Origin of the sequence: Azospirillum sp. TSH58 (genome assembly GCF_003119115.1) — a bacterium.
GTDB lineage: Bacteria > Pseudomonadota > Alphaproteobacteria > Azospirillales > Azospirillaceae > Azospirillum.
This window is the reverse complement of the sequence record NZ_CP022364.1, coordinates 22,489-38,883: the sequence shown is the minus strand read 5'-3', so window position 1 is coordinate 38,883 and position 16,395 is coordinate 22,489. Positions and strand designations below refer to the sequence as shown.

Here is a 16,395-nt window from a genome sequence, read left to right as displayed (position 1 = left end):
CCGCGGTCAGCAGGGGCAGCGACTGGCAGGATACGAGCGGCGAGTTCGGCGACCAATCGGCATTGCTGGTCAGCGTCGCAGCCGGCCAGCGGTTGCGATCTGCGAGAAGGCCATAGCCCATCGGCTACTCCCGGACGACGAGGGTGGGAATTTTGGAGCGGGCGTTGTTGATCCGCCCGATGACCGTGACGAGACGCCCGGTCTCATAGCCGGCGAGGTCATCGAAGACCTGAAGCACGGCCCGCCGGTCGGTGCCGGGGGCGCCGTCCTGGGCGACCAAGTCGTAGACGCGCCGGACCTTCTTCAGCTCCGACAGGAATTCCGCCTGCTCGGCCACCGCCTGGGTGCGGTCCCACAGCAGGGTTTCGACCGTGGGAGACCGCGCGCCGGGATATGCCGCTGCGGTCGCTGCGTCAGTGTCGGTCACCTCGCGCCACAGCGCCTTGTGCAGCTTCACGTCCTCGTCCAGGGCGTCGGCGACGATGGTTTGGGTGACCTTCGGAATCCCGGCGTAGCGCAAGGTCACGGTCTTCGCCGGCAAGCCCCGGCTGTCGGTGCTGCGCGGCGTCAGACCGGGGGTGTTGACCCCGCGTCGGTATGTCCGGGCAGCGGGCGCCGTGGGAGCGAGCAACCGGCCAACGGTCAACATGTCATCGGCGGTCACGATCCAGTAGCCGCGCGCCAGCGAGCAGAGCAGCTTGTCCAACGCCTCGCGCAGGGTCGGGCTGGAGCCGGTCGGGATCGCGTAGCCGATCTCGCGCGGCGTGGCGTCCAGCACCGCTACAGATGCGGCGTCCATTCTGGCGAGAGGCACCTTGCCGGCAACGGTCACTGCCAGGTGCTGGGCCATCTCGCCGACGTACCGTCGCCAGACGCCGCCGGTCTTGTCGCCCTTCACCTCGCAGAGGATCTCCGGCGGTCGGCTGGCCGTGACGATGATCCCGGTTGCTGGGTCCGCCTTGAACTCGTTGCTGGCTGGCGTTCCGGTGGTTCGCGGGATCATCCGAAAGCCGCGATCCCACAGCGTCGGCACGCCATCAATGGGGTGCCCGCCGTTGACGCTCCAGGTGTAGAGCCCGCCGATGATTCCGAGATAGGTCGGCTCCATGTAGCAGTGGCCGAAGGCCCGCTCCTTCGTCCGGTCGGCGAGGGACTCGCCGTCCCCGGTGCTGTATTTTTCCGTCAGAAGGGGGTCGTCAAAGTCGGCCTCCCGCCCGCGGACGGACAGGTTGATGGTGCTGCGCTTGCTGTCCGGGTCCGGCATTTCCATGGTGACACGCGCCACCACCTGGGCGGTGGCGTAGGGTGCCCCCACCTCGATGACTTTCTCGACCAGCGGCCAGCCGGCCAGGGCGTAGTCGGTCAGCAAGGGGTTGAGCGGGCGGGCCGGCAGCGTGACGGTGATCCAGGCGTCGGCAGTCGCGTCGTAGACCCGGGCCTGCCGACCGCCCTGCCAATCACGGGCGTTGTCCAACTCGACTGACCCGAAGGAAACCAACGTGGCCCCCATCGTCTCCCCCAGGCTGGCAATCGACAGCGACACGTCGGAGGGCTTTCCCACCAGCGGCAGCCAGGGCAGCGAGGCCGGGGTATCGCCGGGGCCCGACCGGTAGCCCGGCTTGGTGGCGAGGTGCCAGCGGTGAATGTGGCCGGACGCCAGATGGTAGGCGTCCAGCTCGATCAGGTGGATTGTCGTCATCAGCCTTGCCTCCCGCTGACCTTCTGAGCGGTGGTTTCAGTGGCATCCGCCACGCGGTCGAGCAGCCTCGCCATCTCCTGCGCGATGGCCGCTCGCTGCTCCTGGTCCATGCCCTCGTTGCGCTCCAGCCGGCGCTCCAGCCGCTCAATGGCCTGCCGAAGCAAGCGAAGCTCGGCAACGGCGCGGTCGTCCGACCCCGAGCGGCTCGGCGCCGGAGCGTAGTCCTGCCGCCGGATCGGCGTGACGTTGGGCGCCCAGAGGTCATTGGCCGGCGGGGCGATGCCCCCAGCCTCGTACCCCACGCGCTCCCACCCCGGCAGGGCGTGGTGCTGGTTGATGTAATCGATGGTCGGCTTGCCCCCGATCGCGGCGGTGGCCGAAGCGGTTAGGATGCCCTCCAGCCCGGCCAGCCAGATCGGCATGCCGCCCGGCCCGCGGGCAACCACGCTGTCCCGGCCAGGGATGCCGTTGGCGACAATCCCGCCGTTTTCGAAGCCGGGCACGACGCCGCCCCGCTCGAAAGCCACCCAGCTCCGTGGGTCGCTGGTGGGCCGGGTCCTGACCATGAGGCCGTCGCCGTCCACCGCCCGCTCCAGCAGCTTCTGCATGCCGGCGGCGGATGTGTTGATGCCGGCAGAGGACTCCTTGATGGAGGCCAGGATGCCCGACATCTTGTCGTCAATGCTGCGGCTGATCTGCACCGTCTCCGTCGTCTCCACCGACTGCGTGACCGTACGCGTAACCGTGCCGCCGGGGACCAGCACGGCGCCCGTCGCCGGGTCGATCTGCTGGCCGATGGTCCTCTGAACGCTCCCTGGCAGGATGATCGCCGCCTGTTCCGCCGCCGTCAGTGGACGGCCAAGCTGCTGCTCGACCGAGCGGATGACCGTGGCCGCCGTGACCAGCCCGGCCCTTTCCTCCCACGTCAGGTCGCGGCCAAGCTGCTGGGTGACCAGCCGCTCGACAGCACCGCCCACCACGAGCGCGGCGATCTCCGGTGCCGACAAGTCGCGGGCGAGGTGCTGGTCGATGGAGCGGGTCACCGACCCGGCCTCAACGATGGACGCCGCCTCCGCCGCCGTCAGGTTGCGCCCGATGGCCTGCTCGATGCTGCGGGACACCGAACCGGACTGGACAATGGATTCCACCTCCACCGCGGTCAGTGTCCGCCCCATGAGCTGCTCGACGGTCCGCAGCACATTCCCGCCGTCCACCAGCGCCGTCCGTTCGGCGTCGGTCAGGTCCCGGCCCAGCGTCTGCTGCACGTCGCGGGTCACCAGGGCGTTGTCCACAAGCCGCCCCAATTCGGCATCGGTCAGGAAGCGGCCAATCCGCTCCTCGACCGTACGCAGCACCACCGCCGCCTGGGTCAGCTTGGCTTTGTCAGCGTCGGACAGTGCCGAAAGCTGTTCGGTGATGACACGTACCGTGGTCAGTTCCACCTGCACGTTCACCGAGCCGCCGAGCTTCCGCAGCTCCTCCAACATCTGCTGGTCATAGCTCTTGGTCGCCGGCAGGTTTTCCAGCGAGGACATCACCCACGCCCGCATCGTCTGCGTCTCGGTGCCGCTGGCCGTCAGCGCCTCCTGCGACGACAGCAGCCGGTCAGCGGCACCGGTCAGACGGCCATAGGCCTCCACGTCACCGCCGCGGGCCAACGCGAGGTCCCGTGCGAACTGGGCCTGCGCCGCGTCCCGCGCCTCCTGCGGGGAGACGCTGGTACCGGCTGTGGCGTTCTTCTGGTCGAGCCAAGAGCGGACACCCCCACCAGTTTGCAGGAGTTCCTCCCGCTTCTTGGTTAGCGCCTCCTCGGCTTTGGCCTGCTTCTCGATGGCCTGGACTTCGAGCAGGCGCGCCCGCACCGCGGCGTCGGTCACGTCGGCCAGTTCGTCGGTGTGCTTCAGATTGAGTTCGTAGCGGTCGTATTCCTCCTGCGAAAGCTGTCCCAGTGACACCTGAGCAGCCTTGAACCGCTGATCGAGGTCGGTCATCGCCTTGGACAGCGCGATCTCACGGGCGTGCTGCGCAAACCCCACCATCACGTCATCGACGCCCCGGAAGGTCGTGATGACGTCGTTCAATTGGTCAACGCTCAGACCTTCAAGCGCCTTTTCCGCTCGGGCGGCGTAAAGGTCGTTCGGGTTCCGTCCGGCCAGCACCATGTCGGTGGCGTTCTTGTTCCACCATTCCCTGATCCCGGCGAGGTCATCGATGTAGCTGCGCCCCTGCGCCGAACGCAGACCGGTGTCAAAGCTCTTGGCCGTCTCCTTGTTCAGCTTCTCCAGCGCGTTCTTCAGGCCCTCGCCGAGCTTCTGGGTCAGCACATCGCCTTCATAGCCAACGGCCTGCATCGCCTTGACCAGATCGGTGCTGGCCATGGACCAGTAGCCGGTGAGCTGCGCGACCTGCTTCTGATAGTCGGTGCTGGTGTCGGTGACCCCGGCGATTTCCGCGTCGATGCGGGCCTTGGCTGCGACCAGAGCAAGCATGCGCTTCTCGGCGGCTGCCAGTGCCGCCGGAACCTGCATGCCGGCGGCGGACATCGCCGCCATCGACTTCACCATGTCGTCGGCGAGCGCTTGGAAGTCCTTCCCGACCGCGCTGAAGGTGCCATCGGCCAAGCTCTGGACGACGCCCATCACCTCGCCATAACGCCCGGTGCTCAGCCCCTGCTCGCCCAGCTTCTCATTGAGCAGACGGGCTGCGGTTTCACGCTTCTCGGTGGCCGGGGTGATACCGAGCGAGGTCGCGTAGGCGTTGGTCTTCTCCAGCGCCTGTCGCAGCACGTCGGGGATCGCCACGCCCGCCTCGGCGATGGACTGCACAGCGGCGTCCAGATCCTCAGCAAGCGCCGCCACCTTGGCCTCGCCGCCCTGCCCGCGGACGCCAGCCAGATAGGCATCGGACGAGCCGCCACCGAGTTGCGCGACGGTGTAGCCGGTGTTCCCGGCCTCCATCGCCCCCAACACGTCTTTGCCCGTGGCGCCGGTCGGGTCAGCCTTGATGGCATCGAGCAACTTGGTCAGCACGGCCTCAGCCGCCGCAAAGTCGCCGCCGGTCGGCGACTTACCGGGGTCCCCCGGCCCGGCCACTGCCGGGGCATCGCCGGGGCCGAATGCCGCGGTGAGGCCTTTGCCAGCAAACTCGGCAGCGGCGCGCATGGCGGCGATGGCGGCGGTCGGGGCAAGACCGACCATGCCGCTAAGAAGGCCGGCCTCCTTTGCATCCAGCCCGAGGGCATTAGCGATGGCACGGCTCGCGTTGCTGATGGCCGTAGAGATCGAGCTGATGGCCCCAGCGATCCCGCCGCTATTCTCGGAGGCTGTGAAGCCGCCGTCGCGGTCGGTGTGGCCGCCGTAGCCGTCCGAGTTCCCGCCCATGCCGCCGACGCCACCGGACCCGGTGTCCGACACGCCGCCGGTTTCACCTTCGAGGAACATAGGGAGACCGGTGGCCGGGTTGATGCGCCCGCCGCCCAGCGTCTTGTGCATCCAGGCCAGTTCGTCCGGCCGGACGTGGACCAGCTCCGTGTCGCGGCCCTGCCCGAGCCCGGCCACCATCCGCGCCGACTCACGCGCGTTCCAGATCCGCTCGCCGCCAGACAGCTTGACCAGTTCGGGGCCTTCCTCGCCGACCACCGCCCAGCCGGATTTGGCCGAGGGCGTGCCGGTGGCGTAGCCCGGCAGCCCGGCCAGCAGCTTGTCGAGAGCGGGATTGCCGGTCTTGCCGCCGGCCTTCGCGGACAGCGCCGCCACGTCGTAGGTCGCCGCAGCGCCATCCAAGAAGGCGAGCACCGACTTCCCGAAGGCGTTCGCGGCCGCGGTCCCCTGCTGGGTGGCGGCGACGATGCTGTCCATGCCGCTGTTCCACAGCGCCACCGTGTCGCGGAACTTCGCCGCGAAGTCGATGGCCTTGACCGCGGCGTCGAGGTCATCGCCGACCGCGTTCGCGAGGACCCATGCGATGTCGGCGTTGTCCGACTTCATGGAGCGCAGGGCCTGAAGCATGGCCTGCTCCGGCGTGGCATTCCGCTCGCCGACCGCCACGTTGGTCAGCTTGCCGGCGACCAGCCCATAGGTGTCCATCAGGCTGTTGAGCTTGCCGGCGACCTGATCGACCGCGCTGTTCCACTTCGCCGGATCGCCGCCGTTGTCGGCGTCGAAGCTGCCGCGCGTGAAGCGCCCGCCCTTCATCGACAAGTTCGTGACGGAGTACGGGTCGCCGCGGCTGTTGCCGTCGCTGAACGCGCTGAGAAGGGTGCCGCCGAGCGCGACCAGCCCACCGGCAACCTGCATGCCAGGGATCAACATCATGACGCCGCTGGCCATCTGCGCGGCTCCACCGATGCTCTGGCCGGCGTTCTGTGCCCGCGACATCTGCATGGCGCCACCGACGGCGGTCAGGCCGCCGCCGACGACGTTGCCCCAGGTCACCGCAGGCGTTGCCGGGGCGGTGCCCATGCCGGTCTGTGCGCCTTCGCCCCCCGCGAGCATGCCGTTCCCGGCCTTCGCCACGGGCGCCGTCTTGGAGGCGACGTTTCCGCCCCACGCCGTGCTGTTCAGCCAGGTCTTGATGCCGCTCAGGCTGGTGTTGGCGAAGCTCCCGCCGCTGATCCCGTTCCAAAGGCTTCCCAGCGCGGACTGGATGCCCTGTGGTCCGCCAGCGGAGATGACGCTGCCGCCGACCGACACGGTTCCGGCGCCGGTGATCCCGCCAACCAGGGACATGATGCCGCCGAGGGCGGCCTGCGTGCCGCCGACCATGCCCGCCGCCGCGGTCTGCTGGGCCTGCGTAAGCTGCTGGGTCGCCCTCACCGCTTGGTCGCGCGAATTGACTTCCGCCTCCAGGGATTCCCGGAAGTGGCCCAGCCCGTCCGTCAGCGCATCCTGCTGGTTGGTTGCCTCGGCCGTGGCCTTCTGGCTGCCAAGCGCGGCGTCGATCACCTTGCGCTGCTCGCTGGTGAACACCAACGCAGCCGCAGCCGCCTGGGTCTGTGCACCCGCGAGGGTAACCGTCGATGTGGCGGCTTGATCGTACGCCGCCTTGTTGGCCTTCACCGACGCCACATAGCCGTCGCTGCTTTTGGTGATGAAGCCGCCGAAGGTGGACAGCGCCCGCTCCAGGTCGCCGCCGGCACGGTCGAGGTGCTCACGGAAGATGCGGGTGCCGGCATCGACGTTCTGCGCCGGGTCGAAGGGGTTGGTGACGCCGTACGCGCTCCAGTTGGCCGGCATGATCTGCATCAGGCCGGCGGCGCCGGAACGCGGGTTCACAGCGGTGGGGTTCCAGGTCGATTCTTTCTGGATCACCGCCTTGATGAGGTTGGCATCCACCCCGTACTTGGTGGAGGCGGTCTGGATCACGCCTTCAAGCTCCCCGGCGTCCTTCACCGCCACCGGTACCGGCACCGGCCCGGTCAGGGTCCGAGCCGTCAGACCGGTCGCATCGAGCGCCGCCGCGCCTGAAGCCATTCGGACCCACATCGCATTGTGGGCGGTGCTGCCCAGCCCACCATTGACCTTGCCGACGATCCGATCCAACAGGCCGGCGTCGGCCGCAGCCCGCGGCGTGTTGTCGTTGGCCACTGCGACGGGGCCAGCCATCAGCTTGGTCAGCTCGCCGGAAACGAGCGTTTCGAACGGCTTGGTGATGGTCTGTCGAACGAAGATTCGTTTCAGGTCTTCGCCAAGCGCCTCGATGGCCTCCCCTGCCTGTTTCGCGCCGACCAGCACATCCTCGAATGCCGTGCTGATCGGCTGGGCGATGTTGGCCGCGTTCTGGGCGGCGTCCTGGAGGATGCTGTTGACACGCGCCAGCTCCCCGGCCTGCTCGATGTACGCGCGAGTCCCAGCGTCTGTCAGGTCGGCGCCCTTGGCCCGCAGGTCGTTCGCAGCCTGAAGCATGGCAACCTGCTGGGCGCGAGCGGCGTTGCTCTGGCCGAGCATGGCGTATTCGGCGTTCGCCAAGGCGACAGCCTGCCGCTGCTCCTCTGCCATCTGCCCGAAAGTCTGGGCACGCTGGGCCATATCGCGCGCCGCCACACCCTCTGCGATGCCGCGGATCGTGTCGGCGTCTCGCTCAGCGTCCAGCCCGCGCTTGCGAGCCTCCGCCAGCACCTCGTTCGCCAGAGCGGCCTCGCGAACCGCCGCGGCGCCGAAGGTCCAGGCGTCCGCCAGCCGCTGGGCGTCCTCAACCTGATCGCGCAGGTTGGCCGCGTAGGTGGCGGCGTTCAGCCGGCGCTGGGCAAGTTCCTGTTCGGTGATGGCACGGGCAACCTGCCGGGCAAGGTCGGGCGCCATGCCCATGGTCGCCTGGATGACCTTCTGGGCCAACTCAGCGTCACGGACAGAGGCGGCGTTTCGGCCGTATGCAGTGGTCAGCAGGTCGAGCGATACGATAGCCGACCGGGCCGCAACCACCTGCCCGGTCACCGCCGCGGTCTGCTGGGCGATCACCTGCGCAACCGCTGAGTTGATCTTGGCCTCGCGCTCCTTCGTTGTCAGTTTCTGCCCAGCCGTCTCCAGATCCGCCTGTTCGCGGGCGCGATTCCTGTCGGCCAACTGCCCATATTGGGTGGCGTAGCTGAGCGCGATCTGGTCCTGACGGGCCAGACGTTCGGAAACGCTGAGGTGGGTCGCTTTGGCATTTTTCACGCGATCGAGCGCTTCGGCAACCTGCGCGTAGGCTTCCTTAACCTGCCCGAGCTGAGCAGCAGCCCTGCCCTCGCCCTGGCTGAGGGTGTCGATCTGCTGGGAATAGGCCTCAACGGACTTCTCCAGGGCGCGATACTGGTTGTTCAGGGCGTTCTGCTGGCCAATCTCTGTGTCCAACTGCTTGGACAGGGACAGACCAGCCTTGCGACGCTCCTCTGCTGCCGCACCAGCCGCCCGAGCAGCGGCGACAGCCTCCTCGGCGGTCTTCCGAGCGCGAAGGGTGTCAACCTCGCCGTAAGCTTCCGGCTCGATCTGGCGAAGCTCATTGCCGACCGGGGCGCGCCCCATGGTGGATCGGAACTTTGCCTCGATCTTGGCGACGACCGCCTCGGCGTCGGCAAGTTGCTTCGTCAGCGACTTCGGCGCCCCGATCTGCCCCATCCAGTCCCAGGCATCAGAAACGCCGGTCCGCAGGAAATGATAGGCCCGAGCCAGATAGCCCACGCCCTCATCCGCGAAGTCCTGATACTTCGCCTTCAGCGCGTCCAATTGGATCTGCTGAGCCTTGCCGACGTCGCCCTGCGCGGCCAGCCGCTGCACATACTCCGCCTGGGCCGCGGTCAGCGCCCGGTAGCTATCGCGCAATGTCTCGGCGCCCTTGGCCGGGTCCTTCAGCAGGTCGGCCAGCTTCTGCGCGGCCTCCGGCACCTCTTGACCGGTCACGCGGGCAAAGTCGCGGACGATACCCATCGCGCCCCTGAACTGGTCGCCGGCCACGTTGCCGACACGGATAAAGGCGGTTTCCATTTGTCGAGCGGAGCGTGTGGACACCTTGTCCAGCGAGCCCGCCAGATCCTCCAACTGGCCCCGGCTGTAGCCGGTGGAGTCGCCCATGATGCGGTTGGCGTCGTTCACCGCGTTGATGGAGTTCCGGTAGCTCTCAGATGCGGCCACCAGGGCGATCATCGCGACGGTGACGCCCGCAATCACGCCGAGGGCAACCCCCATCGAACCGGAGAACAGCTTGAACTCGGCACCACCGGCCTGGAGCGCCTGGACGATCTGGCCCGACTGCTGCACGAAGATCATCATCGGCGGCTGGCCCATCATCAGACCGGACACCACGTCGTTGATCTGTGGGGCGAGCGCCGTCATCTGGGCGCGGGTCAGACCGATCTTGCCCGCGAACCCTTCCGCCGCTTCGGTGCTGCGGACGAGTTGGAGCCGGTGCTTTTCGTAAGCGGCGGACAGAGCCTCATACTCGGCGCGCCCGCCCTCCAGCTTGCCGGCGGCGAAGGCCTCATCGAGCTTGAGCTTCTTCGCCTCCAGGTCCCGCAAACGCTCGCCCATGGGATCGATGGTGCGGCGAAGTTCGGCCAGCTCATCGGCCTGCCGTTTCGCGGCAAGGGCAGCCGGTGACATCTTCGCGGCCAGCTTCTCCTCGGCCGCAGCAAGCTGCTCCAGGGGAACGCCGGCCGCCGCCGCGGTCGACCGCAGTTCACCCAGCGCATTCGCATACTTCAGCGCGTCGGTGGACTCCTTGTCGTAACCCGCCACCAGCCGGTTGAACTTGGCCGGCGCGTCGAAGCTGGCCATATCCAACTCGGCCTGCATGACCAGGGCGGCGTGATGCTCTAGCTGCGCAAGCCGCTCCTTCTGAGCGAAGCCCTCCGCCGCAAGCATGCCCTCCCAATCTTTCGCCAGCTTCGCCTTCGCCTCAGCGGCAGCGAAGCCCTCCATGGCAATCTGCGCCTCCCACCTCTCGGCGACGGCCGCCTTGGTCAGCGCCATGCGTTCAGCCGTCTTGATCTCTTCGACGGTGAGCATGCCTTGCCACTCGGCCGCCAACCGGGCTTTCGCCTCAGCCGCGCCCCAAGCGTCCATGGTGAGCTGGGCTTCCCAATTCGAAGCGACCGCCGCCTTGGTCTGGGCGATTCGATCCTGCTGGGCGAAGCCCTCCATGGCGATCAGGGACTCCCACTCGTCGGCCAGTGCCTGCTTTTCGAGCATGGGACCGAAGAAGTCCGCCGAATCCTTCGCCGACTTGGGCTTTGGCGTGGTCGCGCCGGCATAGGCATTCCAGGTGCCCTGCCCCTCAGCGCTGGACCGGGCAAGCGCAGCCTGCTCGCGGTAGCTGGTCATCAGGGCGGCCTGCGCTTCCTCCTCTCGCTTCAGAGCGGCTGTCCGCTCGTTCGCGGCCCTGGTCGCCGGATCGTAGGCATCGGCGATGCCCTTCAGCACCGCGGTGCGGACCTGCTCGGAGGCGTTGGACTTGTCGAGGATGGCGGTCGCACGGGCGACTTCCTGCCCGTGCTCACGGACAGCGGCGCGGACCGGATCGTACTTCGCCAGCAGATTCTGATACTCGACCTGGAGCTTGCGGGCCTCGATCACCGCTGGGTCGAAGGAGTTGCTGACATGCTCCATCGCTCTGGCGAACTGGCGTCCGTTCAGGTCACCCGCAACGAAGAGGTCAATCACCTCCTGCTGCTTGGCTGCAAACCGGTTCTGAGCCGCCGTCGAACTGTCCATTTGCTCGGCTAGAGCCTGGACGGCCCGCGCGTTCCGCTGGGTGGCCTCGGTCGCTTCCTGGGCCTTGCGCGCGGCCTCCTCATCCTCCCGCCGCTTTTCCTGCTGCCTCTGGATGGCCTCGGCCAGGGTCCGGTTATGGGCTGCCGTCGCCTCCCTGTATTCCTTGGTGCCCTCCGTCAGGCCCTCAAGGGACGCTTTCGACGCGCGAGCCGTGTTGACGAACTCCACCAGGCCCTGCCCCGTGATGCCCACGGTCTTTGCCAAGGTGGCCATGGCGCGGGCGCCGTCTTCAGCCGACACCGATCCCTTGTCGATGGCCGCCTTCGCCTCGCCGAACACGCGGACGATCTTCGCTCCTGCATCGGTCACCACCCCCGCCTGCCGGGCGATGGCCTGGAACTCGCGCGAGGTGCCCGTCAGCCGTTTCGTGGTGTTCTCGACCGATCCGCCGACGGCATCGAACAGGCCCTGGATCTTGCGCAGATCCTCGGCCACCGAGCCGTTGTCGACGGTCAGGCGAGCAAGGCGCATATCGGTCATGGGCAACACCCAACGAAAAGGGCGCCGCGGCATGGCCGGGCGCCCAGAAACAGGAAAGCCTGCCAGAGGCGGGCCTATGCGTTTGGAGCTTTACAGCTCCCGGATCATCATTGCCGGGGCGCCTCGCTTTGCGCCCTCGGATCGAACCCACTGGAGCTGAACCTGGACGAGATTCCCGTACCGCCGGCGAACGGTGTCGCAGGAAACCTTGTAGACGCCATTTGGTGCTTGGTCGGAGAACCCACGCTCCAGCTTCCCGGCATAAGGTTCATCATCAGTCAGCAGGTACTCGGTGCCCTTCGGCATATCGAGCGTCCACCTAAAATCGGACGGCTCCATGCCGTCACTCACGTCGTCGCGGAACACCCCATCCACGAACAACTGACGGAACTCGCGGAAGACGATGTTGTCCGCCCGCGGGTGCATGTCGATCGGGCTGTTGGCGAACAGGATGTCCAGGGCGAAGCAGATGATCTCCGGCATGTACCGGAACTCGAACACCGCAACGCCGAAGGGGGCGACGCTTTCGATCGGCGCCCCCTCCTTCCCGTCAATCCATTGGTCCCATCCGGCGGGCCGGGCTTCCGCCCTGGCACGGTCCAGTTCCTGGTGGATGTGCTGGACGAACAGCCGCTTCACCTCCTGCTCCGCGCCGCGCAGCATGAGGAAGACCTGCCGGTCGAACACAGAATCTCGGGCCATGGTTCATTCCTCTCGCTGGCGCGACTTCAGAACAGCCTCCAGCAACGCGCCGGTGGCCGGACCGTCCGGGTAGAGTTCCTTCGCCTGCGCCACGCTGGCGCGAACATCGGCGATCTGCCGCTTCGTCCAGACGCCCGGCTTGCTCTCGCCCTCGGTCCGCATCTCTGCCTCGGCCTCGGTCATCAGCGCAAAGGCATCCATCATGAGCGTGGACTGGCTCATGGCACGCGGGCCTTCAGGTAGGTGCCCTACACCCGTGCCGCCCTGCGACATACGCCAGAGCCGCACCATCGTCCAAGCCCAGCCTGGAATGAAGCGCTTGGGGTTGACGTGCCACGTCTCCCCCAGCACCTCCCACGGTCCGATTACGGAATCTTCTGGGTCTCCACCGTCTCCGTCACGGTATCGGTCGGGCTCGGCTGCGACGGCTGCGGCGAGGCGGAGGACTTCGCCCCGCGACGAGAGTTTCCCCCGCGGCCGCGCAGCGTGTTCAACTCCTGCACCTTGTCGCCGATGGCGGTGATGTCCTCCGGCGGGATGGCGTTGATGGTGGCGTCGGCCGGATAGCCGTTCTCGGCGAGGTAGGGTACGAGGTCGCCATCCAGGTCGCGGACGCCTTCGAAGCCGATCAGGTAGTGCTTCGTGCGGAGGCGGGCCACGCCTTTCTGGAAACGCAGGCGAGCCGCACGGATGTCCCGGACCGTCTCAGCATCGTCGGCGCGATCGTACAGGTCCTGGAAGGTCGCGCTGAGGTCCTCGGACACACCGCCGCCGGACTTCTTCAGGGCCTCCTTCACGGCGACGAAATCGGGATCGTCGCTCGGGATCAGGCCGCTCGCCTCGATGGCACGGAACATCTTCCGGTCGCCCGGGTAGGTCGGAAGGCGGACTAGGGCCTCCTCGAAGGCGGCGTTGATGTCGAAGCTCGGGACCCGCAGCTTGTAGACGGGCTGGTCGGGGTTGGTCTCCAGTTCGGCCTCCAGCCGGTCCAACTCCTCGTAGGCGTCGGACAGCAGCTTCTCGCCCTCGTCGACGTCCTTCTTCAGGTCCACGTCATCCGGCTTCGCTTCCAGCGCGGCGGAGGCGTTGGCGAGCTTGCGGGAGGCATCGGCCACGGTGTCGCGGGCCTTCTCGATCTGGTCCACCAGCCGGATGAACAGGTAGGGCTTGGCGGCGGTGATGGGCAGCATGGACATGGGATGGTCCTTCGGGATGGGAATGCAGATACTGGTTCAGGCGGCGGAGCCGATGCGTGGGGCGCCAAGCGGCCCTTCGTCCGGGCCAATGGAGGCCAGCGCCTCCAACGAGGCACGCTGAAGCGTCTCCGCCTCCTCCAGCAGCTTGACGATGCGGGCGTTGTTCTCGGCGACCCGCCGAGCGACCGGACGCGGATCGGCCGCGATCTTCAGCGTCTTGGCCTCGACTTCCCCGGCGATCTGAGGAAGCAGGTCTTCCAGCTTCCGACCGGCGGGATTGTCGGCCGACATGAGAATCATGCGCCGATCGGAGCAGAGGGTGACGGCCTCACCGCTGACGTTGGCCATCAGCTGCTCGCGGGCGAAGTCCAGCGCCGAAGAGAGGCTCTGGGCGGCGGTGTGATCCGGGTTGGCCGCGATGCCCAACGCCATGCCGCGCTCGTCCGGGCCGGTGACGGCGCTGAAGCGGTCGCCGAAGCGGTCGATGGTGATGGAGGCGTCGGGCTTCGGCCCCGCCAGCGGCGAAAACTCGCCCGGCGGCGTGAGCACGTTGCCGGTGACGGTGAAGTCCAGCGTCTCGCCATCCTTGCCGTGCGGATGCACGTAGAAGGTCACGCGCTCGCCATCCACGATGGAGGCGCGCAGCGCAAAATCGATGATGCCGACGGAGGCGGCATCGCGGAAAAACTGTTCCAGGTTCTTCATATCTTCCTCGGGATCAGGAAGGTTACGGGAATCGCGAAGGGCGGCAGAGCGAATCCCGGACGCTCCGCCGCCCACACCTCGCGCGGGTGGTCAGCCTCTCGGCCAACGGGTGTTCCCAGTCCGGGTCAGGGAAAGGCGATGGGGCTTACGGCGCCGGGATGTACTGCGGCGGGCCGGAGGACTGCAGCGACACCGAAAAGGTCTCGGCGCTGCCGTCGTCGCCCTTGCGGCTGTAGTTCTCCACCACGAAGGTGCCGACGAAGCTGTCGCCGTGGCCGCTGATGATCTGGCACTCGATGTAGCCGGTGGCGTCCATCGCCATGGCCGCGTCCCAGACTTTCCGGGCGCCCTGAGTCAGGCTGTCGAAGATGCCGTCGCCGGAAATGGACAGGCCTTTGGAAGCGCCACCGGGCAGCCACTCCTTCCAGCCGGCGCTGCCGACGTTGGTGATTTCCACCGCGCCGCCGTTGAGCTGGAGGTTCGTGCTTTTCAAGCCGCCGATGGTCAGGAAGGTCGGCGTCGTGCCGCCGTCGCTGACCTTGATGGTGAAGGCGCGGCCCGCCTTCGCCTGGATGGACGTGGAGGTCGCCATGGATCAGTGCTCCTTATCGAGTGGCGATGACCGCCGCCGACACGCTCGTCGTGGACGAGTAGGTCATCGACAGGCGACCGTTGGCGTCGTTGAACGCCTTCTGGGGAAAGGGGCCGGCGAAGCGGTCGGCGCCCGCCGGAATGGTGATCGCAACGTCCGGCTTGCTGACGGGGCCGTAGCCGTCGATGACCGGCGTGGTGTTGCGCGACTTCAGGGTGACCGTCACGGACGAGCCGCCGCCGTTCTTAACGTGCAGCAGTTCCTTGCCGGTGTTGGTGAAACTGTCGCCGCCGCCAGACGCGGAACTGTAGGTGAGAGCGGCGCCCGCCTCGCTCGTGGTTTGGGCGCTGATTTGGGCCATGGGGCTTTCTCCATAGACGTGAAAAAGCCGCCACGGCGAGATGCCGGGCGGCGGTGATGAAGGCGTTGAGGAATGGGTGGGTCAGACGATCCCGTCTGGGATCAGTTCCATCCGGAAATCGACCTGGAGGGGCACGACAACCCAGCACAGGCCGGGCGTTCCGTCATTCGCCGGGCGATCCTGCCCGTCCACGGCGGTGAGGGTCTGCACGTCGGTGATGCGCACCATGTCGGCGAGCTGCGGCCCATCGACGTAGGGCTCGTACAGCAGGCCCAGCGACAGGGCCAAGCTCTCCACAGCATCGACCTGTGCGCCCTCCGGCGCGTAGACCAGCACCTGCCAGATGCCGGAGGCCTCGGTTAGCACGGCGCCGGTCTTCGCCTTGCGCTCCCAGATCAGCGATATGCGCAGGTGCACCCGGTCGGGAGACGGCTGGAACGAGAAGTCGCCCAGGCGCCCGATGTCTTCCTCCGGAATCGGCCCGTCGGCCAGAACGGCGTGCAGGGCAACGCGCACGGCAGCGTCATTGATCATCGTCATGCTCCGACGTGCAGGTCCCACAGCACCGCGGCGCCGGCCTGTCGAGCGGCGACCGCCGTCTTGACCCGCCAGCGCTGTGCGCCGATCAGCACGCTGTGCGCCGCGGATGGCTCAACCATCACGCCAGCCGCATCCAAGGCGACCTGCGGCACGATCAGACGCTGGTCACCCACGACGATCCCGCCGAGAAGCTGGCCGGCCTCGAAGCTGCGCACCGCGACCTTCAGGAGCTGATCACAGGCAAACGAGAACGCGACCGGCGCGCCAGCGGCCGCCGGCGTCGGCAAGGCCCGGTCGAGCGGCACGTTGGCGAAGACGTTCCCGGCCGCCGAGACGGGCGCGGTGATGGCGAAGGCATCACCACCGATCACGGCGCGGTCGCCGGGCAGAAGCTGGCCGGTGGTCAGCGTCGCCTTGATGGTGACGTTCGACGCGCCGGCCGGCGCCGCGGTGGCGACGGTCCAGCCGGAGCCGGTCGGCGGGTTCAGGGTGTTCTGGTTGCCGGTGGTGGTCCGGAAAGTTGCCGACGTGCCCCAGCCGCACAGCAGCCGGGCGCGCAGGCCTTCGGGGTCCTGATCCACCGGAAAGGGGATGGGCGGAATGTCCACCGGATAGGCCGCCCCGCCCACGGTGAAGGTGCCCCCGAATTCAGGCGCCACCTCCGACCGTAAGAGGTCCCAGCACGCCCCCTCGACCGGCAGGTCGATGGTCCCGAACCGCAGCGGCTGCGTGGCGCGGATCGCCCGGCACGGGATCGGGTTGGCGGTCGGGGGCGTGTAAAGGGCCGGGACGCCCAGAACCCGAAACTGGACGGCCATCTGCTGGGCGCCGTAGGTCATGGGCGTTGCTCCGGATGCAGGACGGGCGGCTTCTGG

General features: G+C 67.6%; 10 protein-coding genes. All 10 read right to left on the bottom strand.

Going from position 1 to position 16,395, the window contains the following annotated elements:
- Positions 1 to 124: 124 nt before the first annotated feature.
- The 10 genes from TSH58p_RS03675 to TSH58p_RS03630 all read right to left on the bottom strand — a co-directional run bounded on the left by TSH58p_RS03675 (position 125) and on the right by TSH58p_RS03630 (position 16,359).
- Entirely contained in the window at positions 125 to 1,699 is a 1,575-nt protein-coding gene (locus TSH58p_RS03675) for a hypothetical protein (RefSeq protein WP_109070185.1), read from the bottom strand.
- On the bottom strand, positions 1,699 to 11,424 hold the full coding sequence (locus TSH58p_RS03670) for a phage tail length tape measure family protein (protein WP_158282607.1): 9,726 nt from the start codon (positions 11,422 to 11,424) through the stop codon (positions 1,699 to 1,701). The genes TSH58p_RS03675 and TSH58p_RS03670 overlap by 1 nt, the downstream gene beginning before the upstream one ends.
- 90 nt (positions 11,425 to 11,514) lie before the next feature.
- Positions 11,515 to 12,126 (bottom strand): hypothetical protein, encoded by a 612-nt coding sequence (locus TSH58p_RS03665; protein WP_109070187.1) that lies wholly within the window; start codon positions 12,124 to 12,126, stop codon positions 11,515 to 11,517.
- 3 nt (positions 12,127 to 12,129) lie between these two features.
- The gene (locus TSH58p_RS03660) at positions 12,130 to 12,348 is read right to left on the bottom strand and encodes a hypothetical protein (RefSeq protein ID WP_109070188.1); all 219 of its coding nucleotides are present in this window, start codon (positions 12,346 to 12,348) and stop codon (positions 12,130 to 12,132) included.
- Between the two features lie 143 nt (positions 12,349 to 12,491).
- On the bottom strand, positions 12,492 to 13,322 hold the full coding sequence (locus tag TSH58p_RS03655) for a hypothetical protein (protein ID WP_109070189.1): 831 nt from the start codon (positions 13,320 to 13,322) through the stop codon (positions 12,492 to 12,494).
- A 36-nt stretch (positions 13,323 to 13,358) separates the two neighbouring features.
- Positions 13,359 to 14,027 (bottom strand): hypothetical protein, encoded by a 669-nt coding sequence (locus tag TSH58p_RS32960; RefSeq protein WP_162600026.1) that lies wholly within the window; start codon positions 14,025 to 14,027, stop codon positions 13,359 to 13,361.
- A 145-nt stretch (positions 14,028 to 14,172) separates the two neighbouring features.
- Positions 14,173 to 14,619 (bottom strand): phage tail tube protein, encoded by a 447-nt coding sequence (locus TSH58p_RS03645; RefSeq protein WP_109070190.1) that lies wholly within the window; start codon positions 14,617 to 14,619, stop codon positions 14,173 to 14,175.
- A gap of 13 nt (positions 14,620 to 14,632) precedes the next feature.
- Positions 14,633 to 14,980: a hypothetical protein gene (locus TSH58p_RS03640; RefSeq protein ID WP_109070191.1), complete on the bottom strand. Its 348-nt coding sequence runs from the start codon at positions 14,978 to 14,980 to the stop codon at positions 14,633 to 14,635.
- A gap of 81 nt (positions 14,981 to 15,061) precedes the next feature.
- Complete coding sequence (locus tag TSH58p_RS03635) at positions 15,062 to 15,514, bottom strand: hypothetical protein (protein WP_109070192.1); 453 nt, start codon at positions 15,512 to 15,514, stop codon at positions 15,062 to 15,064.
- A gap of 2 nt (positions 15,515 to 15,516) precedes the next feature.
- The gene (locus TSH58p_RS03630; RefSeq protein WP_109070193.1) at positions 15,517 to 16,359 is read right to left on the bottom strand and encodes a hypothetical protein; all 843 of its coding nucleotides are present in this window, start codon (positions 16,357 to 16,359) and stop codon (positions 15,517 to 15,519) included.
- Positions 16,360 to 16,395: the final 36 nt, after the last annotated feature.

Coding starts and splice junctions, on each gene's coding strand:
- TSH58p_RS03660 (WP_109070188.1), bottom strand. CDS start 12,348: ATGAGCCAGTCCACGCTCATGATGGATGCCTTTGCGCTGATGACCGAG.
- TSH58p_RS03670 (WP_158282607.1), bottom strand. CDS start 11,424: ATGACCGATATGCGCCTTGCTCGCCTGACCGTCGACAACGGCTCGGTG.
- TSH58p_RS32960 (WP_162600026.1), bottom strand. CDS start 14,027: ATGAAGAACCTGGAACAGTTTTTCCGCGATGCCGCCTCCGTCGGCATC.
- TSH58p_RS03645 (WP_109070190.1), bottom strand. CDS start 14,619: ATGGCGACCTCCACGTCCATCCAGGCGAAGGCGGGCCGCGCCTTCACC.
- TSH58p_RS03675 (WP_109070185.1), bottom strand. CDS start 1,699: ATGACGACAATCCACCTGATCGAGCTGGACGCCTACCATCTGGCGTCC.
- TSH58p_RS03640 (WP_109070191.1), bottom strand. CDS start 14,980: ATGGCCCAAATCAGCGCCCAAACCACGAGCGAGGCGGGCGCCGCTCTC.
- TSH58p_RS03655 (WP_109070189.1), bottom strand. CDS start 13,322: ATGTCCATGCTGCCCATCACCGCCGCCAAGCCCTACCTGTTCATCCGG.
- TSH58p_RS03630 (WP_109070193.1), bottom strand. CDS start 16,359: ATGACCTACGGCGCCCAGCAGATGGCCGTCCAGTTTCGGGTTCTGGGC.
- TSH58p_RS03635 (WP_109070192.1), bottom strand. CDS start 15,514: ATGATCAATGACGCTGCCGTGCGCGTTGCCCTGCACGCCGTTCTGGCC.
- TSH58p_RS03665 (WP_109070187.1), bottom strand. CDS start 12,126: ATGGCCCGAGATTCTGTGTTCGACCGGCAGGTCTTCCTCATGCTGCGC.